The organism is Streptomyces tritici, from assembly GCF_048500665.1.
Classification (GTDB): Bacteria; Actinomycetota; Actinomycetes; order Streptomycetales; family Streptomycetaceae; genus Streptomyces; species Streptomyces tritici.
Map to the genome: position 1 here is coordinate 2,360,807 of NZ_CP183183.1, position 26,276 is coordinate 2,387,082.

General features: G+C 74.3%; 22 protein-coding genes. 14 read left to right on the top strand and 8 right to left on the bottom strand.

Going from position 1 to position 26,276, the window contains the following annotated elements; all coding sequences use genetic code 11:
* Positions 1–61 precede the first annotated feature (61 nt).
* The 3 genes from ACNJ93_RS10850 to ACNJ93_RS10860 all read right to left on the bottom strand — a co-directional run bounded on the left by ACNJ93_RS10850 (position 62) and on the right by ACNJ93_RS10860 (position 3,825).
* On the bottom strand, positions 62–1,744 hold the full coding sequence (locus ACNJ93_RS10850) for a thiamine pyrophosphate-binding protein (RefSeq protein ID WP_418957173.1): 1,683 nt from the start codon (positions 1,742–1,744) through the stop codon (positions 62–64).
* A gap of 41 nt (positions 1,745–1,785) precedes the next feature.
* Positions 1,786–2,778 (bottom strand): agmatinase, encoded by a 993-nt coding sequence (gene speB / locus ACNJ93_RS10855; RefSeq protein WP_418957174.1) that lies wholly within the window; start codon positions 2,776–2,778, stop codon positions 1,786–1,788.
* Positions 2,779–2,973: 195 nt separating this feature from the next.
* Entirely contained in the window at positions 2,974–3,825 is an 852-nt protein-coding gene (locus ACNJ93_RS10860) for a nitrilase-related carbon-nitrogen hydrolase (protein ID WP_418957175.1), read from the bottom strand.
* 119 nt (positions 3,826–3,944) lie between these two features.
* Here ACNJ93_RS10860 and ACNJ93_RS10865 point away from each other — a divergent pair, with 119 nt between their 5' ends.
* The 3 genes from ACNJ93_RS10865 to tesB all read left to right on the top strand — a co-directional run bounded on the left by ACNJ93_RS10865 (position 3,945) and on the right by tesB (position 7,810).
* Positions 3,945–5,432, top strand: coding sequence for a PucR family transcriptional regulator (locus ACNJ93_RS10865; protein ID WP_418957176.1), 1,488 nt, complete (start codon positions 3,945–3,947; stop codon positions 5,430–5,432).
* Positions 5,433–5,788: 356 nt separating this feature from the next.
* Positions 5,789–6,946 carry an acyl-CoA dehydrogenase family protein gene (locus ACNJ93_RS10870; RefSeq protein WP_418957177.1) on the top strand — a complete coding sequence of 386 codons (1,158 nt, stop codon included), beginning with the start codon at positions 5,789–5,791 and terminating at the stop codon, positions 6,944–6,946.
* Complete coding sequence (tesB, locus tag ACNJ93_RS10875) at positions 6,947–7,810, top strand: acyl-CoA thioesterase II (RefSeq protein WP_418957178.1); 864 nt, start codon at positions 6,947–6,949, stop codon at positions 7,808–7,810.
* 169 nt (positions 7,811–7,979) lie between these two features.
* Here the strand turns inward: tesB and ACNJ93_RS10880 are convergent, their stop codons facing one another.
* Complete coding sequence (locus tag ACNJ93_RS10880) at positions 7,980–8,759, bottom strand: phosphatase (RefSeq protein ID WP_418957179.1); 780 nt, start codon at positions 8,757–8,759, stop codon at positions 7,980–7,982.
* Between the two features lie 59 nt (positions 8,760–8,818).
* Positions 8,819–9,415 (bottom strand): TetR/AcrR family transcriptional regulator, encoded by a 597-nt coding sequence (locus ACNJ93_RS10885; protein ID WP_418957180.1) that lies wholly within the window; start codon positions 9,413–9,415, stop codon positions 8,819–8,821.
* An 87-nt stretch (positions 9,416–9,502) separates the two neighbouring features.
* Here ACNJ93_RS10885 and ACNJ93_RS10890 point away from each other — a divergent pair, with 87 nt between their 5' ends.
* From ACNJ93_RS10890 to ACNJ93_RS10905, 4 genes are read left to right on the top strand one after another with little or no spacing between them, the layout of a single operon-like run.
* Positions 9,503–11,110, top strand: coding sequence for a carboxyl transferase domain-containing protein (locus tag ACNJ93_RS10890; protein ID WP_418957181.1), 1,608 nt, complete (start codon positions 9,503–9,505; stop codon positions 11,108–11,110).
* Between the two features lie 14 nt (positions 11,111–11,124).
* The gene (locus tag ACNJ93_RS10895) at positions 11,125–13,107 is read left to right on the top strand and encodes a biotin carboxylase N-terminal domain-containing protein (protein WP_418957182.1); all 1,983 of its coding nucleotides are present in this window, start codon (positions 11,125–11,127) and stop codon (positions 13,105–13,107) included.
* On the top strand, positions 13,104–14,042 hold the full coding sequence (locus ACNJ93_RS10900) for a hydroxymethylglutaryl-CoA lyase (RefSeq protein ID WP_418957183.1): 939 nt from the start codon (positions 13,104–13,106) through the stop codon (positions 14,040–14,042). The genes ACNJ93_RS10895 and ACNJ93_RS10900 overlap by 4 nt, the downstream gene beginning before the upstream one ends.
* Before the next feature lie 5 nt (positions 14,043–14,047).
* Positions 14,048–15,208, top strand: coding sequence for an acyl-CoA dehydrogenase family protein (locus tag ACNJ93_RS10905; RefSeq protein ID WP_418957184.1), 1,161 nt, complete (start codon positions 14,048–14,050; stop codon positions 15,206–15,208).
* Between the two features lie 4 nt (positions 15,209–15,212).
* Here the strand turns inward: ACNJ93_RS10905 and ACNJ93_RS10910 are convergent, their stop codons facing one another.
* A complete protein-coding gene (locus ACNJ93_RS10910) occupies positions 15,213–15,422 on the bottom strand; it encodes an acyl-CoA carboxylase epsilon subunit (protein ID WP_418957185.1) in 210 nt (69 codons plus the stop codon).
* Positions 15,419–17,035, bottom strand: a complete 1,617-nt coding sequence (locus tag ACNJ93_RS10915) for an acyl-CoA carboxylase subunit beta (RefSeq protein ID WP_418957186.1) — start codon at positions 17,033–17,035, stop codon at positions 15,419–15,421. The genes ACNJ93_RS10910 and ACNJ93_RS10915 overlap by 4 nt, the downstream gene beginning before the upstream one ends.
* A gap of 96 nt (positions 17,036–17,131) precedes the next feature.
* Here ACNJ93_RS10915 and ACNJ93_RS10920 point away from each other — a divergent pair, with 96 nt between their 5' ends.
* On the top strand, positions 17,132–18,142 hold the full coding sequence (locus ACNJ93_RS10920; protein ID WP_418957187.1) for an acyltransferase domain-containing protein: 1,011 nt from the start codon (positions 17,132–17,134) through the stop codon (positions 18,140–18,142).
* Here ACNJ93_RS10920 and ACNJ93_RS10925 read toward each other — a convergent pair.
* Positions 18,103–20,481, bottom strand: coding sequence for a multicopper oxidase family protein (locus ACNJ93_RS10925; protein ID WP_418957188.1), 2,379 nt, complete (start codon positions 20,479–20,481; stop codon positions 18,103–18,105). The genes ACNJ93_RS10920 and ACNJ93_RS10925 overlap by 40 nt on opposite strands.
* A gap of 108 nt (positions 20,482–20,589) precedes the next feature.
* On the opposite strand from ACNJ93_RS10925, the gene fabG reads away from it, so the two are divergent.
* From fabG to ACNJ93_RS10955, 6 genes are all read left to right on the top strand, one after another.
* Positions 20,590–21,330, top strand: a complete 741-nt coding sequence (fabG, locus tag ACNJ93_RS10930) for a 3-oxoacyl-ACP reductase FabG (RefSeq protein WP_418957189.1) — start codon at positions 20,590–20,592, stop codon at positions 21,328–21,330.
* Entirely contained in the window at positions 21,327–22,832 is a 1,506-nt protein-coding gene (locus ACNJ93_RS10935) for a peptide MFS transporter (RefSeq protein WP_418957190.1), read from the top strand. Before fabG ends, ACNJ93_RS10935 begins: the two co-directional genes overlap by 4 nt.
* 120 nt (positions 22,833–22,952) lie before the next feature.
* Entirely contained in the window at positions 22,953–23,273 is a 321-nt protein-coding gene (locus ACNJ93_RS10940; RefSeq protein WP_418957191.1) for a TcmI family type II polyketide cyclase, read from the top strand.
* A gap of 72 nt (positions 23,274–23,345) precedes the next feature.
* Positions 23,346–23,771: a cupin domain-containing protein gene (locus tag ACNJ93_RS10945; RefSeq protein WP_418957192.1), complete on the top strand. Its 426-nt coding sequence runs from the start codon at positions 23,346–23,348 to the stop codon at positions 23,769–23,771.
* Positions 23,768–25,033 carry a beta-ketoacyl-[acyl-carrier-protein] synthase family protein gene (locus tag ACNJ93_RS10950; RefSeq protein WP_418957193.1) on the top strand — a complete coding sequence of 422 codons (1,266 nt, stop codon included), beginning with the start codon at positions 23,768–23,770 and terminating at the stop codon, positions 25,031–25,033. Before ACNJ93_RS10945 ends, ACNJ93_RS10950 begins: the two co-directional genes overlap by 4 nt.
* The gene (locus ACNJ93_RS10955; RefSeq protein ID WP_418957194.1) at positions 25,030–26,244 is read left to right on the top strand and encodes a ketosynthase chain-length factor; all 1,215 of its coding nucleotides are present in this window, start codon (positions 25,030–25,032) and stop codon (positions 26,242–26,244) included. Before ACNJ93_RS10950 ends, ACNJ93_RS10955 begins: the two co-directional genes overlap by 4 nt.
* Positions 26,245–26,276: the final 32 nt, after the last annotated feature.

Sequence of the window (26,276 nt, forward strand, 5' to 3'; positions counted from 1 at the left end):
GACCGGGGATTTCATCCCCCTGCAACAAACACCGGCCGGAGGTCCTAGGACCGCCGGCGGCTCACTGGTGCGTCGGGGCGAAGATGCGGAGGTGGGTCGGGAGGTGGAGGAGGGTGGGGCCGGGGGTCTTGAGGGCGTGCTTCAGGTCGGCGGTCAGGGTTTCCGGGGTGGTGCGGGTCGCCGGGACGCCGAAGGACTGCGCGAGGGCGGTGAAGTCGGGGCCGGTGAGGTCGGTGCCCGTCGGTTCGCCGTAGGCGTCGGTCATGTACTCGCGGAGGATGCCGTAGCCGCCGTCGTCCACGACGAGCCAGGTGACGTCGAGGCCGTACTGCTTCGCCGTGGCCAGTTCCGCGAGGCCGTACATCGCGCCGCCGTCGCCGGACACCGCGAGGACCGGGGTGCCCGGTTCGGCGACCGCCGCGCCGAGGGCGGCCGGGAAGGCGTGGCCGAGGCCGCCCGCGCCCTGGGCGGAGTGCATCGTGTTGGGGCGGCGGGCGTCGAAGCCGGCCCACGCCCAGTAGCCGAGGATCGTCATGTCCCAGAAGCTGGGCGACCGGTCGGGGAGCGCGGCGCGGACCGCCGCCAGGAGGTTCCGTTCCAGGGACGTGTCCTGGGCCTCCAGGCGCGCGCCGACCTCTCTCAGGGTCTCCTCGACCCGCCGCGCCGCCCCCGGGTCCGTCCGTACGCCGGTCGTCTCCAGCAGGGCCTGGAGCGCCAGGCGGGCGTCCGCGTGGATGCCGAGCGCCGGGTGGTTGGCCTCCAGCTTGCCGAGGTCCGCCTCGATCTGCACGATCCGGCCGCGCGGGGCGAACGTGTGGTAGTTCGAGGAGAGTTCGCCGAGCCCGCTGCCGACGACCAGCAGCACGTCCGCGTCCTCCAGGAAGTCCGTGACGTGCCGGTCCTCCATCCACGACTGCAGCGACAGCGGATGGGTCCACGGGAACGCGCCCTTCCCGCCGTACGTGGTCACCACCGGCGCGTCGAGCCGCTCCGCGAGCTGCCTCAGCTTGCCCGCCGCGTCCGAGCGGATCACCCCGCCGCCCGCCACGATCACCGGTCGCTCCGCCTCCGTCAGCCAGTGCGCGGCCAGCGCGGTCAGCTCCGGCCGCGGCGGCAGCTCCGGCGGGGTCGCGTCCACGGCCGTCACCTGCGGCAGCACCGTCTCGGCGCGCAGCACGTCCTCGGGGATCTCCACCCACACCGGCCCGTGCGGCGCGGTCAGCGCCGACTGCCAGGCGGCGGCGATCGCCGACGGGATCTGCGAGGCCGCCCGCACGACGTGCACGGACTTCACGACGTCCCGGAACGACGCCTGCTGGTCCTTCAGCTCGTGCAGATAGCCCTTCCGCCCGCCGCCGAGCCCCGCCACCGGCACCTGGCTGCAGATCGCGAGGACCGGCGAGGACGCGGCCGCCGCCTCCTGCAACGCGGGCAGCGCCGTCAGCGCGCCCGGCCCGGTGGACAGCAGCAGCGGCGCCGCCTCGCCGGTGATCCGGCCGTACGCGTCGGCGGCGAAGCCCGCGTTGTTCTCCACCCGCAGCCCCACCAGCCGCAGGTCGGAGCGGCGGACCGCGTCGAACACCGCCAGCGCGTGCTGCCCCGGCAGCCCGAACACGGTCGTCGCGCCCAGGCCGCGCAGGGTCTCCACGACCAGGTCCCCGCCGGTGCGGCCCGGCGGCGGCGCGAGTGCGGCCGCCGTCTGCGCCTCGGTCGGACGGAGTACCAGGTCGTGGTCGTGCGTCACGCGCTTCTGTGCCCTTCGGTGCGGCCGGACCGCCCCTCGCGTCAGCCCTGCTGCCGGGCCGCCGCGATCTGGCGGCTCATGATCGTGGTCAGCTCGTACGCGGTGTGCGAGGCCGCGACCGAGGTGATCTCGGCGTGATCGTACGCCGGGGCCACCTCGACGACGTCCGCGGAGACCAGGTTGCAGGACGACAGGCCGCGCAGGATCTCCAGGAGCTCGCGCGAGGTCATGCCGCCCGCCTCCGGGGTGCCGGTGCCGGGGGCGTGCGCCGGGTCGAGGCAGTCGATGTCGATGGAGATGTACAGCGGACGGTCGCCGATCCGCTGGCGCAGCTGGTCGGCGACCTCGTCGGCGCCGCGGCGGTAGACGTCCGAGGACGTCACGATGCCGAAGCCCATCTTCTCGTCGTCGGTCAGGTCCTGCTTGCCGTACAGCGGGCCGCGGATGCCGACGTGCGACAGCGCCTCGGTGTCGAGGATGCCCTCCTCCACGGCGCGGCGGAACGGGGTGCCGTGCGTGTACTCGGCGCCGAAGTACGTGTCCCAGGTGTCCAGGTGTGCGTCGAAGTGCAGCAGCGCGACCGGGCCGTGCTTCTTCGCGACGGAGCGGAGGAGCGGGAGGGCGATGGTGTGGTCGCCGCCGAGGGTCATCATGCGCGCGCCGGTGCCGAGCAGCTCGTCCGCGGCGGCCTCGACGGTCTCCACGGCCTCGTTGATGTTGAACGGGTTCACCGCGATGTCGCCGGCGTCGGCGACCTGCGCGAGCGCGAACGGGGAGGCGTCCTGGGCCGGGTTGTACGGGCGGAGCAGACGGGACGCCTCGCGGATGGCGTTGCCGCCGAAGCGGGCGCCGGGGCGGTACGAGACGCCCGAGTCGAACGGCACGCCCACGACCGCGACGTCCGCGGTGCCGACCTCGTCGAGGCGCGGCAGGCGGGCGAAGGTCGCGGGACCGGCGTAGCGCGGGATGCGGGAGGAGTCGACGGGGCCGCGGAACTGCTGAGGCTGGGGCTGCGGCTGCTGCTGGTCGGTCATGGTGGGCCTTCCGGGGGGTGTCTCTGGGTGATGCGGGGGGTGATGTGGGGAGGGGCGGGGGTGCGCTGTGGTGCGGGGGTGCGCTGTGGTGCGGGGGTGCGGTGTAGTGCGGCGTGCGGTGTGGTGCGGGGTGCGGTGTGGTGCGGGGTGCGCTGTGGTGTGGGACGGGTGGTGTGCGGGGGGTTCCGGCCTCCGTCACGCCTCGTACAAGTCCGTGCGGCGGTCCTCGAACACGTCGTTGTGCTCGCCGATCCGCTTGTCCCGCGCCTGGCCGAGGGCGCAGGCCGCCAGGAGCAGCGACTCGCCCGTCTCGCAGGCCGGTCCGGCGAGCGGGAAGCCGTCGGGGTCGGTGATCACCGAGCCGCCGGTCCACTCGACGCCGTTCTCCGCTCCGGCGCGGTCGCAGGCCGCGACGAACATCCGGTTGACGGCGGCGTCGGCCTGGACGCGGACCACCTCCGCGGCGCGCTCGCCCTCCGGGCGCGGGAACAGCGGCCAGTTCACCGGGGCGCACAGCAGCTCGGCGCCGCGCAGGGCGACGTCGCGGACCCACTCGGGGAACTCCACGTCGTAGCAGACCATCACGCCGATCCGGCCGACGGCCGTGTCGACCACCGGGGGCCGCTCGTCGCCGGGGACGAAGACCGCCTTCTCCACGGCGCCGAACAGGTGGGCCTTGCGGTACACCGCGCGGACGCCCGTCGGGTCGATCAGGACCGCGGAGTTCCGTACCGCGCCCGTCCCGTCGCGCTCGCAGAAGCCGGCGACCAGGACCAGGTCGTGGCGGGCCGCGGCCCGCGCCCAGGCGGTGACCGTCGGGCCGTCCACCGGCTCGGCCAGCTCCGCGGCGTGCGCGGCGTCCCGGAACACGTAGCCGGTGTTCGCCAGCTCCGGCAGCACGAGGACCTTCGCGCCGGCCGCGGCGGCGGCCTCGATCGCGCGGTCCGCGGCCGCCCGGTTGCCCTCGACGTCGCCGACGGCGAGGGAGAGCTGGGCGCAGGCGACGAGGACGGTGTCCGCGGGCGGGGCGGTCGGGGAAGCGTCCATGGGCCTCGTTGCCCTCCGTTTCGCGCGAGTCGGCTGATCGTCCGCACCGTACGCCGGGGCGGAGGCCGGGACGATCGCCCGCAGGGCGAAACTGGGCCGACCGGGTGGACACTGTGTCCATGACCCTCACCCTCGCGGATCTCGTCGCCCGCCCCGAACTGCGCCTCTCCGTGGCTGCCGGGGCCGGCGCCCTGGACCGGCCGGTGCTCGCCGCGCACGCCTCGGAGCTGGTCCGGCCGGGGCGCTGGCTGCAGGGCGGCGAGCTGCTGATGACCATCGGGCTGCTGCTGCCGATGGAGGACGAGGCGTGCCGCGCGTACGTGGAGGACGTACGGGCCAGCGGGGCGAGCGCCCTGGCGCTGGGCCTCGGGGCGGCGCTCCCCCACCAGTCCGCGCCGCCGCCGCTGGTCGCGGCGGCCGAGGCGGCGGGGCTGCCGCTGCTGACCGTCGCGGACGAGGTCCCCTTCATCGCGGTCACCAAGGCGGTCTTCGACGCGCGGGCGGCGGAGCAGCGGGCGGCCCTGGAGAACGCCTTCGAGACGCAGCGCCGGCTGACCGCCGCCGCGGCCTCGGGGCGGGGGCTGACGCCCACGCTGGAGGCGTGGACCCGGGCGACGGGCGTGCCGGCGGTGGTGACCGATCCGGTGGGGCGGGTGCTGGCGGGGACCGAGGCGGGACTGCCCTCGGGGGCCGCGGACGAGTTGATCCGGCGGGTGGCCGTGCGCGGGATGCACGCGAGCGCGGTGAGCGTGGAGGGCGGGGCGCACGTGGAGGTGCAGCCGCTGGGGGCGCGGCGGCTCCGGGGCGTGCTGGTGCTGGTCGGCGAGCTGGGCTCCGAGACGCGGCTGCTCGTGTCGGGGCTCGTCGCGCTGCTGTCCCTGGAACTGGAGCGGCGGCACCTCGCCGACGAGCCGGAGCGGCGGCGGCGGGCGGCGCTCCTCGGGCGGCTGCTCGACGAGGAGGGGTCCGCGGAGACCGCCGGGGACGCGCTCGCGGCGGCGGGGCTCTCCGCGGCGGCGGTGCGGGCGGTGGCCGTGGCGGCGCGCACGCCCGAGGAGGCGGCGGAGGTCGCCGCGGACCTGGCGCTCGCGCTGCCGGGTGGCCTGACGCGTACGGCCGGGGCGCTCGTCGAGGCGGTCGCCGCGGAGGACACCGACGTGCGGGAGCTGCTCGCCCGGTTCGCGCCGGGCTGCCCGGCGGGGATCGGGGCGGCGGTGGCGCCGGAGGCGACGCGGGTCTCGCTGCGGCAGGCGGGCGGGCTGCTGGAGGTGAGCCGCCGGTCCGGGCGGCCCGCGGAGGCGCAGCGCAGCCACTCCAGCCGGCTGCTCCTCGGGCTCGGCGAGCGCGAGGCGCTGACCGGGTACGCGGACACCGTCCTCGGGCCGCTGGACGTGGCCGATCCGTCGGGGGAACTGGTCGAGACGCTGGCCACGTGGCTGGACTCCGGGTGCTCCTGGGACGAGACCGGGCGGCGGCTCGGGCTGCACCGGCACACCGTGCGCAACCGGCTCGACAAGGCGATGCGGCTGACGGGGCGGCGGCTGGACGACGGGGACGACCGGTTCGACCTGTGGCTGGCGACTCGGGCGCGGCGTGCAGCGTTGTGACGGGCTGGGGGCGCGTGGGGCGCCTGCCGGGGGTTGCTGCCGGGGGCCGTTCGTGGTGGGTGCCCGCCGGGGGCCGTTCGTGGTGGGTGCCGCGTGGGACGTTCCGGGGGTCGCGTTCGGGACTGCATGATTTACGGCGCGCTTCGGTCGCTGGTCTTCTGGGCGTTTCTCCCGCGCCACACATCACGCTCCACGTCCCGAACGCGACCCCCTCCACGTCCCCCGCTCCCGCCGTGGGCCGCGCTCGCGCCCGTTGTGATCCGTGCGACGTCCACTTCTCTGGACAGGGTCGATGACCGGCGGGTAACTTCGACGGGACGTAGGCTGAGCAAGCGCTTAGACAAGGAGGGCGGCCCGTGCGCCGTACGGTATTCAACGAGGACCACGAGGCGTTCCGGGAGACCATTCGGGCGTTCATCGAGGCCGAGGTCGTCCCCGTCTACGACGAGTGGTTCGCGGCCGGCCAGGCCCCGCGCGACTTCTACTACAAGCTCGGTGAGCTGGGCATCTTCGGCATCAACGTGCCCGAGGAGTTCGGCGGCGCCGGTCTGGACACGCACAAGTTCGAGGCCGTCCTCTACGAGGAGACCTCGCGCGCGGGCGTGCAGTTCGGCGGGTCCGGCGTGCACGTGCTGCTCGCCCTTCCGTACATCAAGATGCTGGCGACCGACGAGCAGAAGAAGCGCTACCTGCCGAAGTTCGTCTCCGGCGAGGAGATGTGGGCGCTGGCGATGACCGAGCCGGGCACCGGCTCCGACGTCGCGGGCATGAAGACCACCGCCAAGCTCTCCGAGGACGGCACCCACTACGTCCTCAACGGCGCCAAGACCTTCATCACCGGCGGCGTGCACGCCGACCGTGTGATCGTGTGCGCGCGGACCTCCGCCCCGAGCGAGCAGGACCGCCGGTTCGGCATCTCCCTGTTCGCCGTGGACACCAAGTCCGAGGGCTACTCCATCGGCCGCAAGCTGGACAAGCTCGGCCTGCGCACCTCCGACACCGCCGAGCTGGCGTTCGTCGACGTGAAGGTGCCGGTCGAAGACCTGCTCGGCGAGGAGGGCAAGGGCTTCTACTACCTCGGCCACAACCTGGCCTCCGAGCGCTGGGGCATCGCCTTCGGCGCGTACGCGCAGGCCAAGGCCGCCGTCCGGTTCGCCCAGCAGTACGTGCAGGAGCGCACCGTCTTCGGCAAGCCGGTCGCGCACTTCCAGAACACCAAGTTCGAGCTGGCCGCCTGCCAGGCCGAGGTGGACGCGGCCGAGGCCGTCGCCGACCGCGCCCTGGAGGCCCTGGACGCGGGTGAGCTCACCCCCGCCGAGGCTGCCTCCGCGAAGCTGTTCTGCACCGAGGTCGCGCACCGCGTGATCGACCGCTGCCTCCAGCTGCACGGTGGCTACGGCTACATGAACGAGTACCCGATCGCGCGCCTGTACGCGGACAACCGCGTCAACCGCATCTACGGCGGCACCAGCGAGATCATGAAGTCGATCATCGCCAAGTCGATGGGTCTGTAAGTGCCCGGAGCGCTCGACGACCTGCTCGATCTGCTCAATCTGGAGCGGATCGAGCAGGACATTTTCCGGGGGCAGTCCCGTTCCGCGCTCGTCCCCCGGGTCTTCGGCGGCCAGGTGGCCGCCCAGGCACTGGTGGCGGCCGGGCGGACCGTGCCCGAGGACCGGCATGCCCATTCGCTGCACGCGTACTTCCTGCGGCCGGGCGATCCGGGCGCGCCGATCGTGTACACCGTCGACCGGATCCGCGACGGGCGCTCCTTCACGACGCGCCGGGTCGTCGCCGTCCAGCACGGGCAGCCGATCTTCCACCTGTCCGCCTCCTTCCAGGCGTACGAGGAAGGTCTCGAGCACCAGGACGACATGCCGGCCGCGCCGGACCCGGAGTCGCTGCCGACCGCCGCGGAGATGCTGCCGCGGCACCTGCCGCGCGAGGTCGCGGACCGGCTGGTCGAGGCCCGGGCCGCGGTGGACCTGCGGTACGCCGAGACCCCTCCGTGGGGCACGGTCGGGGAGCGGCGGGAGCCGCGCTCGCAGGTGTGGTTCCGCACCAACGGGAAGCTGGCGGACGACCCGCTGCTGCACGTGGTGCTGGCCACGTACGTCTCCGACATGACGCTGCTGGACTCGGTGCTGCTCGCCCACGGGCGGGGCGGCTGGGCCGTCGGCGACGTGGTGGGGGCCTCGCTGGACCACGCGATGTGGTTCCACCGGCCGTTCCGGGCCGACGAGTGGCTGCTGTACGACCAGGAGTCCCCGACCGCCTCGGGCGGGCGGGGCCTGGGCCAGGCCCGGATCTACACGCAGGACGGGCGGCTGGCGATCTCCGTCATCCAGGAGGGCGTCGTCCGCGTCCCCCGCCCCTAGGGGGTGTCCGGAAAGTCCCGCCTGGCTCGCGGCGTCTGGCACGCGTCCTCGCGGCGTTGTCGTCGGTCGCCATGGCGAGCCATGACTCCCTCCTCCGCCTTGCGATGACACGCACCAGACGCCGCGAGCCCTGCCCTTCGGGCAGACGACGCTACTTTCCGGACACCCCCTAGCTCAGGCCCGCCTCGTTCAGCAGGTAGGCGGTGAGGGGTTCGTAGTAACGGGGGTCGACGACGTGGTCGTCGAGGGGGATCGCGACCTGGAGGGTGCCCTCGGCCTCGGCGAGGAACAGGGCGGGGTCGTTGCAGTCCGCGTAGCCGATGGCGTCGATGCCGCGCTGCGCCGCGCGGCCCGCCCAGCCGTGGTCGGCGACCACGAGGTCGGGCAGCGGGCTGCCCTCCGCCTCCAGCGCGTCGAGGATCGCGTTCATCGGCTCCGGCGAGTGGGTGTGCCACAGGCTCGCGCCGCGTTCGAAGAGGGAGACGTCGGCGAACTGGACGACGTACCCCTCGTCGGCGATCAGACCGCCGGGGATGCGGACGATGTCGCAGCCCGCGGCGCGCAGCGCGGCGGCGGTGCGGCTGTGCAGGTCGATGAGCGAGCCGGGGTGGCCGGTCGCGAAGAGCACCCGCTCCCGGCCCGCGGCGGCCTTGCGCAGCCGGGCGGCGGCCCGGTCCAGGGCGGCGACGGTCAGTTCGGGGTCGATGGTGTCCTGCCCGAAGCGGTGCGCCGGGTCGTCGTTGACGCCGCATCGCTCCGCCATGACGGCGAGCACGTCCTGCTCGTCGGCCCACCGGTCGCCGAACTCCAGACCCAGCCAGTAGTGCCGGTCCCCGTTGGCGAGCTTGCGGTAGTGGGAGAGGTTGTTGTCGCGGGGCGTGGCGACGTCTCCGGCGATACGGGTGCGGACCAGTTGCTCGACGAGGGCGTCACGGCTGAGTATCGGCATGCGACTCATTGTGAACGAGTCGGATCGCTTCCGGGCACCTGTTTCGGCCGACGGACGCGCTAGCGGACCGCCGGTTCGGCGGCCAGGGCCTCGAAGGCGCCGTTGGCCAGGCGGCGCAGCAGCTCCTCCATGGCGGTGCGGCCCAGCGGGGCGCCCAGGTGCGGCGTGGAGTTGAGCAGGCCGAAGACCGCATGCACGGCCGCCCGCACCTCGGCCTCGCCGGCCGCCGGGTACAGCGCGCGCACGACCTCGACCCACAGCTCCACGTACCGGCGCTGGAGCTGCCGGACCCGCTTGCGGTCCTCGTCGCGCAGCCGGTCGAGCTCCCGGTCGTGCAGGGTGATCAGCGGCCGGTCGTCCAGGGCGAAGTCGATGTGGCCGTCGATCAGGGAGGCCAGCACCTCGCGGGCGCTCCCGGCCGCGCCCTCGACGCGGAGCCGGCCGCCGTCGAGCAGCCGCTCGCTGATGCCGACGAGCAGCTCGGCGAGCATCGCGTCCTTGCCGGGGAAGTGCCGGTAGAGCCCGGGGCCGCTGATGCCGACCGCGGCTCCTATCTCGTCGACGCCCACGCCGTGGAAGCCGCGCTCGGCGAAGAGGCGCGCGGCCTCCTTGAGGATCTGCTCGCGGCGCGTGGGGGCGTCGGTCCTGGTGCTCATGGAGGCAATTCTAGACAACCGGGTTAGCGGTCGTTAACCTGAGCGTCATACGTTAACGCTCATTAACCGAGCAAGGGAGCTCGATCGATGCAGCAGGCACCTGTGCTGACGAGCGCGGCGGATCCCGCGTCGGAGGCCTGGAAGGCCAACGAGGCGGCCCACATCGAGCTGGCCGAGACCCTCCGCGCCAAGCTGGCGGCGGCCGCGCTCGGCGGCGGCGAGAAGGCCCGGGCGCGGCACACCGCGCGCGGCAAGCTCCTGCCGCGCGACCGGGTCGACGGCCTCCTCGACCCCGGCTCGCCGTTCCTGGAGCTGGCCCCGCTCGCCGCGAACGGGATGTACGGGGACCAGGCCCCCGCCGCCGGTGTGATCGCGGGCATCGGCCGGGTCTCCGGCCGCGAGTGCGTGATCGTCGCCAACGACGCCACCGTCAAGGGCGGCACGTACTACCCGATGACGGTCAAGAAGCACCTGCGGGCGCAGGAGGTGGCGCTGGAGAACCGGCTGCCGTGCGTGTACCTGGTGGACTCCGGGGGCGCCTTCCTGCCGATGCAGGACGAGGTGTTCCCCGATCGCGAGCACTTCGGCCGGATCTTCTACAACCAGGCCCGGATGTCCGGCGCCGGCATCCCGCAGATCGCGGCCGTGCTGGGGTCCTGCACGGCCGGCGGCGCGTACGTCCCCGCGATGAGCGACGAGGCCGTGATCGTCCGCAACCAGGGCACGATCTTCCTCGGCGGTCCGCCGCTGGTGAAGGCCGCGACCGGCGAGGTCGTCACGGCGGAGGAGCTCGGCGGCGGCGAGGTCCACGCGCGGATCTCCGGCGTCACCGACCACCTCGCGGAGGACGACGCGCACGCGCTGCGGATCGTCCGGAACATCGTCGCGACCCTGCCCGAACGCGGCCCGCTGCCGTGGTCGGTGGAGCCCGTCGAGGAGCCGAAGGTCGACCCGGCGGGGCTGTACGGCGCGGTGCCGGTGGACTCGCGCACCCCGTACGACGCCCGCGAGATCATCGCGCGCATCGTGGACGGCTCCCGCTTCCAGGAGTTCAAGGCGGAGTTCGGCCAGACGCTCGTCACCGGCTTCGCCCGCATCCACGGCCACCCGGTCGGCATCGTCGCCAACAACGGCATCCTGTTCGCCGAGTCCGCCCAGAAGGGCGCGCACTTCATCGAGCTGTGCGACCAGCGCGGCATCCCGCTGCTGTTCCTGCAGAACATCTCCGGCTTCATGGTCGGCCGGGACTACGAGGCCGGCGGCATCGCCAAGCACGGCGCCAAGATGGTCACGGCCGTCGCCTGCACGCGCGTGCCGAAGCTGACGGTGGTGGTCGGCGGCTCCTACGGCGCGGGCAACTACTCGATGTGCGGCCGGGCGTACTCGCCCCGCTTCCTGTGGATGTGGCCCAACGCCAAGATCTCCGTGATGGGCGGCGAACAGGCCGCGTCCGTGCTCGCCACGGTCAAGCGCGACCAGCTCGGCGACGCGTGGAGCGCGGAGGAGGAGGCGGCCTTCAAGGCGCCGATCCGCGAGCAGTACGAGACCCAGGGAAACGCCTACTACGCGACGGCCCGGCTCTGGGACGACGGGGTCATCGACCCGATGGAGACCCGTCAGGTGGTGGGCCTCGCCCTGACGGCCTGCGCCAACGCGCCCCTGGGTGACCCCCAGTTCGGCGTCTTCCGGATGTGAGGGGAACTCGGATCATGTTCGACACAGTCCTTGTGGCCAACCGGGGCGAGATCGCGGTCCGCGTCATCCGGACCCTGCGGGCCATGGGCGTGCGCTCGGTGGCCGTCTACAGCGACGCCGACGCCGACGCCCGGCACGTACGGGAGGCGGACACGGCGGTGCGCATCGGGCCGCCCGCGGCCTCGGAGTCGTACCTGTCGGTGCCCGCGCTCCTGGAGGCGGCGCGCCGGACCGGGGCGCAGGCCGTGCACCCCGGCTACGGCTTCCTCGCCGAGAACGCGGGCTTCGCGCAGTCCTGCGCGGACGCCGGCCTGGTCTTCATCGGCCCGCCGGCCTCGGCGATCTCCCTGATGGGCGACAAGATCCGCGCCAAGGAGACCGTGAAGGCGGCCGGCGTCCCGGTGGTGCCCGGCGCCGCCGATCCCGAACTGGAGGCCGTGGCGCGGGAGATGGGCGCGCCGGTGCTGCTGAAGCCCTCGGCGGGCGGCGGCGGCAAGGGCATGCGCCTGGTGCGGGACCTGTCGGTCCTGGAGGAGGAGATCGCGGCGGCGCGGCGCGAGGCGCGGTCCTCGTTCGGCGACGACACCCTGCTCGTGGAGCGGTGGATCGACCGGCCGCGGCACATCGAGATCCAGGTCCTCGCGGACGCGCACGGCAACGTGGTGCACCTCGGCGAGCGCGAGTGCTCGCTGCAGCGCCGGCACCAGAAGATCATCGAGGAGGCGCCGAGCGTCCTGCTGACCCCCGAGCTCCGGGAGTCGATGGGCGCGGCGGCGGTCGAGGCCGCGCGGTCCTGCGGGTACGTGGGCGCGGGCACGGTGGAGTTCATCGTGCCGGGCGGCGACCCGGCCTCGTACTGCTTCATGGAGATGAACACCCGTCTGCAGGTGGAGCACCCGGTCACGGAGCTGATCACCGGGATCGACCTGGTGGAGTGGCAGCTGCGGGTCGCCGCGGGCGAGAAGCTGGGCTTCGGGCAGGAGGACGTCCGCCTCGACGGCTGGGCGGTCGAGGCCCGGATCTGCGCGGAGGACCCCGCGCGCGGCTTCCTGCCGTCGGGCGGCACGGTGCTCGCCCTCGGCGAGCCCGCGGGCGCCGGCGTGCGCACGGACTCGGGCCTGACGCGGGGCACGGAGGTCGGCAGCCTGTACGACCCGATGCTCGCGAAGGTCATCGTCCACGCGCCCACCCGCGAGGCGGCCCTGCGCCGGCTGCGCGCCGCCCTGGCGGACACGGTGACGCTGGGCGTCCCCACGAACGCGGGCTTCCTGCGCCGGCTGCTCGCGCACGAGGCCGTCGTGGCGGGCGAGCTGGACACGGGGCTCGTGGAGCGCGACCTGTCCGCCCTGCTGCCGGAGGGCGTGCCCGCGGAGGTGTACGCGGCCGCGGCGCTCGTCGCCCGGCACGAGGAACCGGCCGCCGGGGGGTGGGTCGACCCGTTCGGGGTCGCCAGCGGCTGGCGCCTGGGCGGCACGCCCGCGTGGACCGTGCACCACGTCCGCGTCCCCGGCCACGATCCCGTCGAGATCCGCACCCGCGCGGCCGCGCGGGGCGTGGAGGTCCTCCTGCCGGAGGACGGCGAGTCCCGCACCGCGCGGATCGTGGCCGCCGAGAACGGGCGGCTCACCGTCGAACTCGACGGCGTCACGCACCTGTTCGCGTACGCCCCCGCGCCCGACGGGCTCTGGCTCGGGCGGGACGGGGACGCGTGGTGGGTGCAGGACCACGATCCCGTGGCCGCGGCGCTCAGCGGGGCGCGGCACGGCGGGGCGGACACGCTGGCCGCGCCGATGCCCGGCACCGTGACGGTCGTGAAGGTGGCCGTGGGCGACGAGGTCGAGGCGGGGCAGAGCCTGCTCGTCGTCGAGGCGATGAAGATGGAGCACGTCATCTCCGCCCCGCACGCCGGCACCGTCACCGAGCTGGACGTGACGCCCGGGACCACCGTCGCCATGGACCAGATCCTCGCCGTCGTCACGCCCGGGGAGGACGCATGACCGCCGCCGGCCTGCCCATGACCGTGCCCGACCCCGGGCTGCCCACCCGCGTCCGGATCCACGAGGTCGGGCCGCGCGACGGGCTGCAGAACGAGAAGGCCGTCGTCCCGACCGAGGTGAAGGCGGAGTTCGTGCGCCGGCTCGCCGCCGCCGGGCTCGGCACCGTCGAGGCGACCAGCTTCGTGCACCCGAAGTGGGTGCCGCAGCTCGCCGACGCGGAGGACCTGTTCCCCCGGGTGCGGGACCTGCCCGTGCGGCTGCCCGTGCTGGTGCCGAACGAGCGCGGGCTCGACCGCGCCCTCGCCCTCGGCGCCCGGCACATCGCCGTGTTCGCCTCCGCCACCGAGTCCTTCGCCAAGGCCAACCTCAACCGGACGGTCGACGAGGCGCTCGCCATGTTCGAGCCGGTCGTCACCCGGGCCATGGAGCAGGGCGTGTCCGTGCGCGGCTACCTGTCCATGTGCTTCGGCGACCCCTGGGAGGGAGCCGTCCCGGTCGAGCAGGTCGTCCGGGTCACCAAGGCCCTCGCCGACATGGGCTGCGACGAGCTCAGCCTCGGCGACACCATCGGCGTCGCCACCCCGGGCCACGTCGCCGCGCTGCTGCGGGGCCTGAACGAGGCCGGGGTGCCGGCCTCCCGGCTCGCCGTGCACTTCCACGACACCTACGGCCAGGCCCTGTCCAACACCCTCGCCGCGCTCCGGCACGGCGTCACCACCGTCGACGCCTCCGCCGGCGGCCTCGGCGGCTGCCCGTACGCGAAGTCCGCCACCGGCAACCTCGCCACCGAGGACCTGGTGTGGATGCTCGACGGCCTCGGCATCGAGACCGGGGTCGACCTGGCCGCCCTCACCGCCACGAGCGGGTGGATGGCCGACCAGCTGGGCCGCCCGAGCCCCTCCCGTACCGTCCGCGCCCTCTCCCACAAGGAGTGACGAACATGTCCCTCGACCACCGGCTCACCCCCGAGCACGAGGAACTCCGCCGTACCGTCGAGGAGTTCGCCCACGACGTGGTCGCCCCGAAGATCGGCGACTACTACGAGCGGCACGAGTTCCCGTACGAGATCGTCCGCCAGATGGGGCAGATGGGCCTGTTCGGCCTGCCGTTCCCGGAGGAGTACGGCGGCATGGGCGGCGACTACCTCGCCCTCGGCATCGCCCTGGAGGAACTGGCCCGCGTCGACTCCTCCGTGGCGATCACCCTGGAGGCGGGCGTCTCGCTCGGCGCCATGCCGGTGTACCGCTTCGGCACCGAGGAGCAGAAGCGGACCTGGCTGCCGAAGCTCTGCTCGGGCGAGATGCTCGGCGCGTTCGGCCTGACCGAGCCGGGCGCCGGCTCGGACGCGGGCGGCACCCGGACGACGGCCGTCCGCGACGGCGACGCGTGGGTGATCAACGGCTCGAAGTGCTTCATCACCAACTCGGGCACGGACATCACCGGCCTGGTCACCGTCACCGCCGTCACCGGGCGCAAGGACGACGGCCGGCCGCTGATCTCCTCGATCATCGTGCCCTCCGGCACCCCCGGCTTCACCGTCGCCGCCCCGTACTCCAAGGTCGGCTGGAACGCCTCCGACACCCGCGAGCTGTCCTTCGACAACGTGCGCGTGCCGGTGGAGAACCTGCTCGGCGAGGAGGGCCGCGGCTACGCGCAGTTCCTGCGGATCCTCGACGAGGGCCGGATCGCGATCGCGGCGCTCGCCACGGGGCTGGCGCAGGGCTGTGTGGACGAGTCGGTGAAGTACGCGAAGGAACGTCACGCCTTCGGCTCGGCGATCAGCACGTACCAGGCCATCCAGTTCAAGATCGCGGACATGGAGACGCGGGCCCACATGGCCCGGATCGGCTGGCGCGACGCGGCGTCGCGGCTGGTGCTCGGCGAGCCGTTCAAGAAGGAGGCCGCGGTGGCGAAGCTGTACTCCTCCACCGTGGCCGTCGACAACGCCCGTGACGCCACGCAGATCCACGGCGGCTACGGGTTCATGAACGAGTACCCGGTCGCCCGCATGTGGCGGGACTCGAAGATCCTGGAGATCGGCGAGGGCACGAGCGAGGTCCAGCGCATGCTGATCGCCCGCGAACTGGGCCTGCCGGCCTGAGCCTTCAGGCCCGCCACGCCGGCGCCCCCGTGGACGACCACGAGGGCGCCGGGGCGGTGAGCGGGCCCGCCGCCCTCGGCCACGGGGCCTCGGGCGGGCCGCCCGGCCCGGACGGGTCGGGCGGGCGGTTCGTCGTCAGGGCCTGGAGGACCAGGACGCAGGCGGCGAGTTCCTCCGGGGTCGGGGTGCCGCGGAGCACCCTGATCGCGGTCACTGGGGCTGGTTCCCGTGCTTGCGGCTGGGCAGCGGGGCGTGCTTGGCCCGCAGCATGGCCAGGGCGTCCACGAGCCGGGCGCGGGTCTCGGCCGGGTCGATCACGCTGTCGACCAGCCCGCGTTCGGCCGCGTAGTACGGGTGCATGAGCTCCGCCCGGTACTCCTTCACCAGCCGCGCCCGGGTGGCCTCCGGGTCTCGCGCCGCGGCGATCTCGCGGCGGAAGACCACGTTCGCGGCCCCCTCCGCGCCCATCACCGCGATCTCGTTGCTCGGCCAGGCCAGCGAGACGTCGGCGCCGATGGAGCGCGAGTCCATCACGATGTACGCGCCGCCGTACGCCTTGCGCAGGATCAACTGGACGCGCGGCACGGTGGCGTTGCAGTACGCGTACAGCAGCTTGGCGCCGTGCCGGATGATCCCGCCGTGCTCCTGGTCCACGCCCGGCAGGAAGCCGGGCACGTCGACCAGGGTGACCAGCGGGATGTTGAACGCGTCGCAGGTCTGGACGAACCGGGCCGCCTTCTCCGAGGCGTGGATGTCCAGCACCCCGGCGAACGCGGCGGGCTGGTTGGCGACCACGCCCACCACCCGGCCGTCGAGCCGGGCGAGGGCGCAGACGATGTTGGTCGCCCAGCTCTCCTGGATCTCCAGGCAGTCGCCGTCGTCGACGAGCTCCTCGATCACCGCCCGCATGTCGTACCCGCGCCCCGGGTCCGCCGGGACCAGGTCGAGCAGCGCCTCGGTGCGCCGGTCCGGCGGGTCCTGCGTGACCGCGGCCGGCGGCAGTTCGCGGTTGTTCGCGGGCAGCAGCGACAGCAGATGGCGGACGTCCTCCAGGCAGGACTCCTCGTCGTCGCAGGCGAAGTGCGCGACGCCGGAGACGGAGGCGTGGGCGTCGGCGCCGCCGAGGGCGTCGTGGGTGATGACCTCGCCGGTGACCGCCTGCACCACGTCGGGGCCGGTGATGAACATCTGGGCCGTGCCGCGCACCATGAAGACGAAGTCGGTCAGCGCGGGCGAGTACGCCGCGCCGCCGGCGCAGGGCCCCAGGATCACGCTGATCTGCGGGATCACCCCGGAGTTGCGGACGTTGCGCCGGAAGATGCCGCCGTAGCCGGCGAGCGCGGTGACGCCCTCCTGGATCCTTGCGCCCGCCCCGTCGCAGAGGCCGACGATCGGCGCCCCGGCGGCCTCGGCGAGGTCCATCACCTTGTGGATCTTCTCGGCGTGGGCCTCGCCGAGGGCCCCGCCGAAGATCCGGAAGTCGTGGGCGTACACGAACACCGTGCGGCCGTGCACCTTGCCCCAGCCGGTGACCACGCCGTCGGTGTGCGGGCGGCGGTCCTCCAGGCCGAAGCCGGTGGCGCGGTGCCGGCGCAGCTCCTCGATCTCCGAGAACGTGCCCTCGTCGAAGAGGAGCGCGATGCGCTCGCGCGCGGTCAGTTTCCCCTTGGCGTGCTGGGCCTCGGTGGCCCGGTCGCCCGGGCCGCGGCGGACCCGCTCGACGAGGGCGGCGAGTTCCGCCGCCCGGTCGCGCAGACAGCCGTCCTCGGGGGTCTCGGCGCCGGTCCTGGTCCCTGGCCTCGGGGGCGTTTCCTCGACAACGCTCATGCGGTGCAGGATGCGCCGGGCTGCTCAAGGCGGGCTCGAACGCTTCTGCATGAGGCGCTGGAGAACGGCTCGATCGCCGCGCCCCACCCTGGGCGCATGACTCTTCCTCACCGCCGCTCCGTCGTCCTGATGCTGCCGGGGACCGGGGCGCAGCACCCGCGCATGGCGGCCGGGCTGTACGGGCACGAGCCGGTGTTCACCGAGGCCGTCGACGAGGTCCTGGGCCTGCTGGGCGCGGAGGGCCGGGCGGCGCGGGCGGACTGGCTGGCCGCCGAGCCGGCGGTGCCGATGGAGGCCGACCGCCGCTCCGCTCCCCTGCTGTTCGCGGTGGACCTCGCGATGGGCCGCCTGGTGGAGAGCTGGGGGGTGCGCCCGGACGCGTATCTGGGGCACAGCATGGGCGAGTTCACGGCCGCCGTGCTGGCCGGGGTGTTCACCCTGGAGGACGCGGTGCGGCTGCTGTGGGAGCGGGTGGCGCTGCAGCGCGCCACGCCGCCGGGCGGGATGCTGGCGGTGGCCGCCGCGCCGGAGGACCTGGCCGGGTACGTGGGCGGCGGTGTGGTGGTCGCCGCGGTGAACGCGCCCCGGCACACGGTGCTCTCGGGGCCGGACGGGCCGCTGGAGGCGGTGGCGCGGCGGCTGGTCGCGGACGGGCGCACGTTCCGCCGGCTCGCGGCCCGCACGCCGTACCACAGTCCGGCGCTCGCGCCGCTGGTCGCGCCGGCGGAGGCGCTGCTGCGGACGCTGCGGCTGGCGCCGCCGCGGGTGCCGCTGTACTCGGCGTACACCGGGGGCCCGCTGGACCCGGCCACGGCGGTCTCCCCGGCGTTCTGGGCGGCGCAGCCGGTCACTCCGGTGCTGTTCCGGCCGACGCTCGACCGGGTCCTCGCGGACGGGGACCGGCTCCTGGTGGAGGCCGGTCCCTCGCAGAGCCTGACGGTGATCGCCCGCGGGCACGAGGCGGTGCGTGCGGGGCGCAGCGCCGTGGTCGCCACGCTGCCTCCCCGGGCGCTGGGGCCCGGGGAGGACCGGCGGAGCGTGCGCGCGGCGCGGGAGGCGCTGCTGGCTCACTCCGGCAGGTTGCCGCTGGACCTGCCGGCCTCGTAGGGGCTGGTCACGCCGTCGTAGGCGAGGTGCAGCACCATGCCGTCGCGGGCGTGGTCGAGGTTGTGGCAGTGGTCCATCCACAGCCCGGGGTTGTCGGCGCGGAAGGCGACCTCGTACCGCTCGCCGGGCGCGACGTTGAGCGTGTCGGTCCACCAGGGGCTGCCGGTGGCCGGCACGCCGTCGCGGGAGAGCACCAGCATCCGGTGGCCGTGCAGGTGCATGGGGTGGTCGTCGAGGCTGCGGTTGACGAAGGAGGTGCGCACGCTGTCGCCCTCCTTCACCAGCAGCGCGGGGACGTCCGGGTAGACGGCGTTGTTGATCGTCCACATCATCATGGGCCGGCCGTCGAAGAAGCCGACGCTGTTGCCGAGGACGAGGTGGAAGTCCCGGTCGTAGCGGCTGCCGGGGCCGAACGGGGCGGTGGTGGGCGTGCCGTAGTCCAGCGGGTCGAACAGCGGGCCGGTGACCGGCCGCGGGGTCTTGGCCGTCGTGCCGGCCGGGGCGAGCAGCAGCGAGGCGGTCTCGGTGCGGCCGGTGCCGTACGCGCCGTCCTCGCCGCAGCCCTCGAAGCCGCGGCCGCCGCCGGAGGCGTTGGCGTCGCCGACGATCGTCAGGTGCACGGGCCCGGCGGGCTGGCGGAACGTCACGTCCATGCGGCCGCCGCCGGCGACGCGCAGCCGCCGGCCGGTGAGGTCGGTGGGGGCGTTCACCTCGTTGCCGTCGATCGCGGCGACCCGGAAGGGGGTGCCGGCGAGCGAGTACGTGCGGGGGCAGTTGTCGGCGTTGACCAGGCGCAGCCGTACGGGCGTGCCGGCGGGCACCGGGACGCGGCGGGTCCGGGTGTCGTCGCCGAGCGCGGTGCGCAGCAGGCCGCCCGCGCCGTTCTGCCCGCTGAGCGCGCCGCCTCCGCCGCGGTGCGGGCCGCCCGCCTCGCCCTTGCCGCCGAGGACGGGCCAGGCGTGGGCGACGACCGTGCGGTCCAGGCCCTCGGGGCGGGCGCCGGGCTCCTCGACGACCAGCGCGCCGAACAGGCCGCGGGTGACGACGGCGCTGGACTGCTGGTGCGAGTGGTACCAGTAGGTGCCGGCGCGCGGCGGCCGGAAGCGGTAGACGTGCCGCCCGCCGGGCTTCACGGCGTCCTGGGTGACGCCGGCGACGCCGTCCTCGGCATTGGGGACGTCGACGCCGTGCCAGTGGACGGTGACGCCCTCGCGGACGTCCCGGTTGACGAGCACCACCTCGACCAGCTCGCCGCGCGTGACCCGGAGTTCGGGCCCCGGCAGCGAGCCGTTGAACGCCAGCGCGGCGACCTGCTCGCCGGAGGCGAGGCGCAGGGTGCGGCGGGTGGCGGTGAGCGTGAAGCGCCGGTCGGGCCGCTCGCTGCGGGGCCCGGTGAGGCCGGACAGGTCGCGCACCGGGGCCGCGCCCGCGGCGGGGCCGCCGCCGGTGTCGTGGGCGTGCCGGTGATGGGCGGCGTGGCCGACCTCGGCGGGCAGCCGGCTCTCCTGCCACATCAGGGTGCAGCCGCCGGTCGACAGCAGGGCGACGGCGGTGAGCAGCGCGGTGGGCCGCACCAGGCGCCGGGCCAGGGACGGCGGCGTCCAGCCCGGGGCGGCGAGGTCGGTGCGGCGGCGCTGCTGGAACAGCACCAGCGCTCCCGCCACCACGGCGAGCAGGGCGAGTTCGAGCAGGAACGGCCCGGTGTACGAGGGGGCCGGCGGGTGGAGGGTCAGCGCGGCGGCCACGACACTCGTCGCGAAGCAGACCCGCACGGGCACCACGAGCCGCGGATCGGCGGCGACCCGGCGCATCTCGGCGGACACGGGCGGGAGGACGGGCACGACGGCCGCGGGCGGCCCGGCGGCGGGAACGCCGCCCGGGGCCAGGGACCCGCCGGCCCGCACGGACCCGCCGGACCCCACTGCCCCACCGCCCCCGCCGGCCCCCACCGGTACGGCGGACACCGCCGCTTCGGCGGGCGCGGGCGCGGGCGTGTCGGCCCCCGGGGGCGCCGTCCGCCGGATCAGCCGGAGGTACGCCGGCACCGCGAGTGCCGCCGCGCCCGCGCCTGCCGCCGTCAGCGGTACCGCCGCGAACAGGACGAAGTCGTCGGCGGCCGGCCACCCCGCCGCCCCGGCCAGCGCGAGGGCCAGGCCCACCCGCAGCAGCAGGACCAGCAGCGCCACCGACAGCAGGACGAGGCCGAGCCGGGCCCGGCGGCGCAGCGAGCGCGCGGTGCGCCGGGCCGCCAGGCAGCGGGCCCCGCGCGCCGCGAAGCCCCACAGGACCGCGGTCAGGACCGCCCACAGCAGGTTCTGCTCGAAGAGGTTCTCCACCATGCGGGCAGCGTGGCGCGGGCCCTTCGAGTCTGCCTCGAGGCCGCTGGCCGATGCTCGCCGCGGCCGCGGCAGCCGCCCCGGCCGCGGCTCGTCGAAGGGGACGTGAAGATGACGGACAGGCGCTGTGCGCTGGTGACCGGCGGCTCGCGGGGTATCGGCCGGGCGATCGCGGTACGGCTCGCGCGGGCCGGGTACGACGTCGGGTTCTGCTCGCGCTCGGCGGACGAGGCGGCCCTGGAGACGGCCCGCCTGGTCGCCGAGGAGGGCGCGGCCGTGCACCACGCGGTGTGCGACGTCACCGACGCGGAGGCGGTCCGCGCCTTCGTCGCGGAGGCGGAGGAGAAGCTGGGCGCCCCGTACGCGGTGGTCCACTCGGCCGGGGTGCTGAAGGACCGGCCGATGGCGCTGATGTCCGCGCAGGACTGGCGGTCCGTGGTCGGCACCAGCCTGGACGGGGCGTTCCACGTGACCCGCGCGGTGGTGCGCGGTCTGATCACCCGCCGGGCGGGCGCGATCGTGAACGTCTCCTCGGTGATCGGCGTGTACGGCAACCCGGGCCAGACGAACTACGCCACCGCGAAGGCGGGTCTGAACGGGCTCACCCGGGCGCTGGCCAAGGAGGTCGCCCCGTACGGGGTGCGGGTCAACGCGGTCGCGCCCGGGTTCATCGAGACCGACATGCTGGACGGGATGACGCCCAAAGCCCGCGAGGCGGCGCTCGGGAAGGTCGCGATGGGGCGCTTCGGCAGCGCCGAGTCCGTCGCCGACCTGGTCGCGTTCCTGCTGTCCGACTCCGCCGACTACATCACCGGCCAGGTCGTGCAGATCGACGGCGGAATCGCACTGTGACCGGCCCCGGCCACCCCGACCGTCCGCTGCGGGGCATGTTCCGCGAGCGCTGGTTCAGCACCCTGTTCCTGACCGACATGTGGGAGCGGTTCAGCTTCTACGGCATGCAGGCGCTGCTGTTCCTGTACGCCACCGCGCCCCGCGCCGAGGGCGGGCTCGGCCTGTCGGACGGCACGGCGGGCGCGCTGTTCGGCCTGTACATCTCGGCGTCGTTCCTGGCGGCGATGCCCGGCGGCTGGCTCGGCGACCGGGTCCTCGGCACGCACCGGGCGATGCTGACGGGCGCGCTGGTGATCGCGGCCGGGCACGCCTGCATGGCCGTGCCGGCGACGACCGCGTTCTACCTCGGACTGATGCTGGTGGCCCTCGGCACCGGGCTGCTCAAGCCGAACCTGCCGGTGATGTTCGACCAGATGAACCCGGGCGCGTCCAGCGCGCAGCGGCAGGCGGCGTTCTCCCTCTTCTACATGAGCGTGCAGGTCAGCGCCCTGCTCGGGCCGCTGGTGACCGGGGCGCTCGGCGAGCGCGTGAACTGGCACCTGGGCTTCGGGGCGGCGGCCGTCGGCATGGTGTTCGGCGTGCTGCAGTACCTGCACGGCGCGCCGACCCTGCGCGGCGCCCGCACCGGGCCGAGCCGCCCGCTGCCGCCGGAGGCGCTGCGCCGGCTGGTGCGCGGCGCGTGGGCGGGGGCGGCGGTCGCGGTACTGCTCGCGGCCGGGGCGCTGGCCGTCGGCGGGGCGGCGCTGCACCCGGTGCTCGCGCTGTGCGGGCTCGGCTCGCTGATCGCGCCGGTCTGGTACTTCCGGCGGCTGCTGCGCGGCGGGGAGCTGGGCACGGCGGAGCGGGCGCGGGTCCGCGGCTATCTGCGGGTGTTCGCGCCGTCGGTGCTGTTCTGGGCGATGTTCGGACAGCTGGGCTCGGTGTTCAGTCTGTTCGCACGGGAGCACACGGACCGGGAGGTGGCCGGTTTCCTGGTGCCGGCGAGCTGGTTCCAGTCCTCGCACCCGCTGTTCCTGCTGCTGCTCGCGCCGGGGTTCGCCTGGCTGTGGCTGCGGGTCGCGGGCCGGTCCGGCGCGGGGCGGAAGTTCTCGGTGGGCCTGGGGTTCGGCTCGGCCGGGTTCGCGGTGCTGGCGACCGGGGCGTGGTTCGCGGAGGGCGAGGGCGGCGCGGTGTCGCCGGTGTGGCTGCTGGGCGCGTTCCTGTGCGTGGCCTGCGGCGAACTGGTCTTCGGGCCGGTGGGCCTGAGCACCACGGCGGAGACCGCGCCGGAGGGCCACCGCGGCCGGATGATGGGCCTGTTCTACCTGGGCGCCGCGCTCGGCGCGGGCCTCGGCGGGCAGCTGTCGCGGCTCGTGGGCGTGCTGCCGCTGTGGACGTACCTGGCCGGTTTCGCCGCGGCCGCCGCCGTGACCGCCGTACTGCTGCCCCGGGAGTACCGGGAGGACCGGCCGAAGCCGGCCGGCGCGGGCCTCGCTTCCGGGCGTGGAACGGCTCGAATCTGACGTCGAGTTGGCCTGGACACCGCCTCAAGCCGGCCGCTGCATCATCACAACCGGCAGGCCGGACCGCTCACCGGCCGCCGGAAGCCCGACCGCTCCGGGCGCCATCCACGAGGAGTACCCATGGCTCATCGCACACTCATCGTCGCGCGCATGGACCACGACGACGCGGAGAAGGTGGCCGCGCTGTTCGCCGAGTCCGACGCCACCGACCTGCCGCACATGATCGGGGTCCGGCGGCGCACCCTCTTCCGCTTCCACGGCCTGTACTTCCACCTGGTCGAGGCGGACGAGTCGATCACGCCGAACCTCTACAAGGCCCGCAGCCACCCGCTGTACGAGGACATCAACACCCGGCTCCAGGAGTTCATGACGCCCTACTCCCCCGACTGGCGGGAGCCGAAGGACTCGATGGCCGAGGCCTTCTACAGCTGGACCCCCTGAGCCCGTCCGCCGCACCCGTCCCACGGGCCGCGACGCCGGTCCGGGATCCGTCCCCCATCTGTGGAGCACCCCATGCAGACCACCGACCTCATCAAGGTCGCCATCGACGACGTGCCGCCGAACCGCAAGCGCGGCGGCGACCTGCGTGTCCTGCTCAGCCCCAAGACCTGCGGCGCGACCTCGGGCTTCATGGGCGTCGGCACGCTGGAGCCCGGGGAGTTCGTCTCCGAGCACTACCACCCGCACTCCGAGGAGTTCTTCCACACGATCCGTGGCCGGATCCTGCTGCGCATCGACGGGCGGGAGCTGATCCTGGAGCCGGGCGAGTCCTTCATGGTCCCGATCGGCGTGCGGCACCGCATCGAGAACCCGGGCGACGAGCAGGCGTTCGTGGCCTTCTTCCTCAGCCCCCTCGCGCCGCGCCCCGAGCTGGGCCACGTCGACTGCGAGCCGCTGCCCGGGGAGGGCACGCTGCCCGAGGTCGGGGGCGCGGGATGACCGGCAGAGCAGTCATCACCGGCATCGGCGTGGTCGCCCCCGGGCAGCCGGGCCGGGAGAACTTCTGGGAGATGATCGTCAAGGGCCGTACGGCGACCCGGCGGATCACCCTGTTCGACCCGTCGCCGTTCCGCAGCCGCATCGGCGCGGAGTGCGACTTCGATCCGGAGGCCGCGGGGCTGTCGTACCAGGAGATCCGGCGCACCGACCGGGCCGGCCAGTTCGCGATCGTCGCCGCCCGGGAGGCGCTGGCCGACAGCGGCATCGACATGGACGCGGAGAACCCGCACCGGGTGGGCGTCAGCGTCGGCAACGGCGTCGGCAACGCGATCTCCATGGAGCAGGAGTACCGCACGGTCAGCGACAACGGCCGCCGGTGGCTGGTCGACCAGGGCTACATGAAGCCGCACCTGTACTCGTACGTGATGTCCAGCTCGCTCGCCACGGAGGTGGCCTGGGCGGCGGGCGCGGAGGGGCCGACGACCGTGGTCTCCTCGGGCTGCTGCGCGGGCATCGACGCCGTCGGCTACGCGGTGGACCTGATCCGCGAGGGCTCGGCGGACGTGATGGTGGCCGGCGCGACCGACGCGCCGATCTACCCGATCACGGTGTCCTGCTTCGACACCCTGCGGGCCTCCTCGACCAGCAACGACGACCCGGAGCACGCCTGCCGGCCGTTCGACCGGCGGCGCAACGGGCTGGTGCTCGGCGAGGGTTCGGCGGTGTTCGTGATCGAGGAGCGGGAGCACGCGCTGCGCCGCGGGGCGCGCATCTACTGCGAGGTCGCCGGCTACGCGGCCCGCGCCAACGGCTACCACATGACCGGTCTGCGGCCGGACGGCCGGGAGATGGGCGAGGCGATCACCGCGGCGCTCGACGAGGCCCGGATCAACCCGGACGAGATCGACTACGCCAACGCCCACGGCAGCGGCACCAAGCAGAACGACCGGCACGAGACCGCCGCGTACAAGCGGAGCCTCGGGCAGCACGCGTACGGCATCCCGGTCAGCTCGATCAAGTCGATGGTGGGGCACTCGCTCGGCTCGATCGGCTCGATCGAGATCGCGGCCAGCGCGCTCGCGATCGACCGGGGCGCGATCCCGCCGACGGCCAACTACGAGGAGCCGGACCCCGAGTGCGACCTCGACTACGTGCCGGGCACCGCGCGCGAGGCGGAGCTCGACGTGGTCCTGAGCGTCGGCAGCGGCTTCGGCGGCTTCCAGAGCGCGGTGGTGCTCACGTCCCCGAGGAGGGCGTCATGACGCGTCCCGTCATCACCGGGCTCGGCGTCGTCGCGCCCAACGGCCTGGACCGGGAGGCGTGGTGGCAGGCCACCCTCGACGGCAAGTCGGGCCTCGGCCGGATCACCCGCTTCGACCCCGCCCCGTACCCGGTGCGGGTGGCGGGCGAGGCGGACGGCTTCGACCCGTCGGACCACGCGCCGCAGCGGCTGGTCAGCGAGACCGACGCGATGACCCAGTACGCCTTCGCCGCCACCAACGAGGCCCTGGCCGACGCGGCCGTGGACCCCGGCGCCTTCGCGGACCTGGACATGGCGGTCATCACCGCCAACTCCTCCGGCGGCGTCGAGTTCGGCCAGCGCGAGCTGCAGAAGCTGTACGCCGAGGGCCCGCAGGCGGTCGGCGCGTACATGGCCATCGCCTGGTTCTACGCGGCGACCACCGGCCAGCTGTCCATCCGGCACGGCATGCGCGGCCCCTGCAGCGTGGTCTGCTCCGAGCAGGCCGGCGGACTGGACGCGCTGGCGCAGTCCCGGCGGGTGCTCGCCAAGGGCACGAAACTGGTGGTGTCCGGCGGCACCGACGCCTCGCTGTCCCCGTACGGCCTGGTCTGCCAGCTGGCCAACGGCCGGCTGAGCGAGGAGCAGCGGCCGGACCGCGCGTTCGTGCCCTTCGACCCCGCCGCGAGCGGATACGTGCCGGGCGAGGGCGGCGCGATCCTGGTCGTGGAGGGCCGCGAGGACGCGGAGCGCCGCGGGGCGCCGCGGCTGTACGCGGAGCTGGCCGGCTACGCCGCCACCTTCGACCCGCGGCCCGGCTCGGGCCGGGAGCCGGGGCTGCGGCGCGCCGCCGAACTGGCGCTCGCCGACGCGGGCTGCGCGCCCGGCGACGTCGACGTGGTCTTCGCCGACGGCTACGGCGTGCCGGAGCTCGACCGGCAGGAGGCCGAGGCGCTCGCCGCGGTCTTCGGCCCGGACGGGGTGCCGGTGACCCTGCCGAAGACGATGACCGGCCGGCTGTACGCCGGCGGTGCGGCCCTCGACGCGGCGGCGGCCGCCCTGGCGCTGCGCGACCAGGTCATCCCCCCGTCGGTGAACATCCGCCCCGACCGGGCCCACCGGCTCGATCTCGTGACCGACCGGCCCCGCGCGGCGCGGCTGCGCACCGCGCTGGTCCTCAGCCGCGGCTACGGCGGCTTCAACGCCGCCCTCGTCCTGCGGTCCGTCCGTTGACCGCGGGACCGCCCGACCACCGCTCGCCCCTG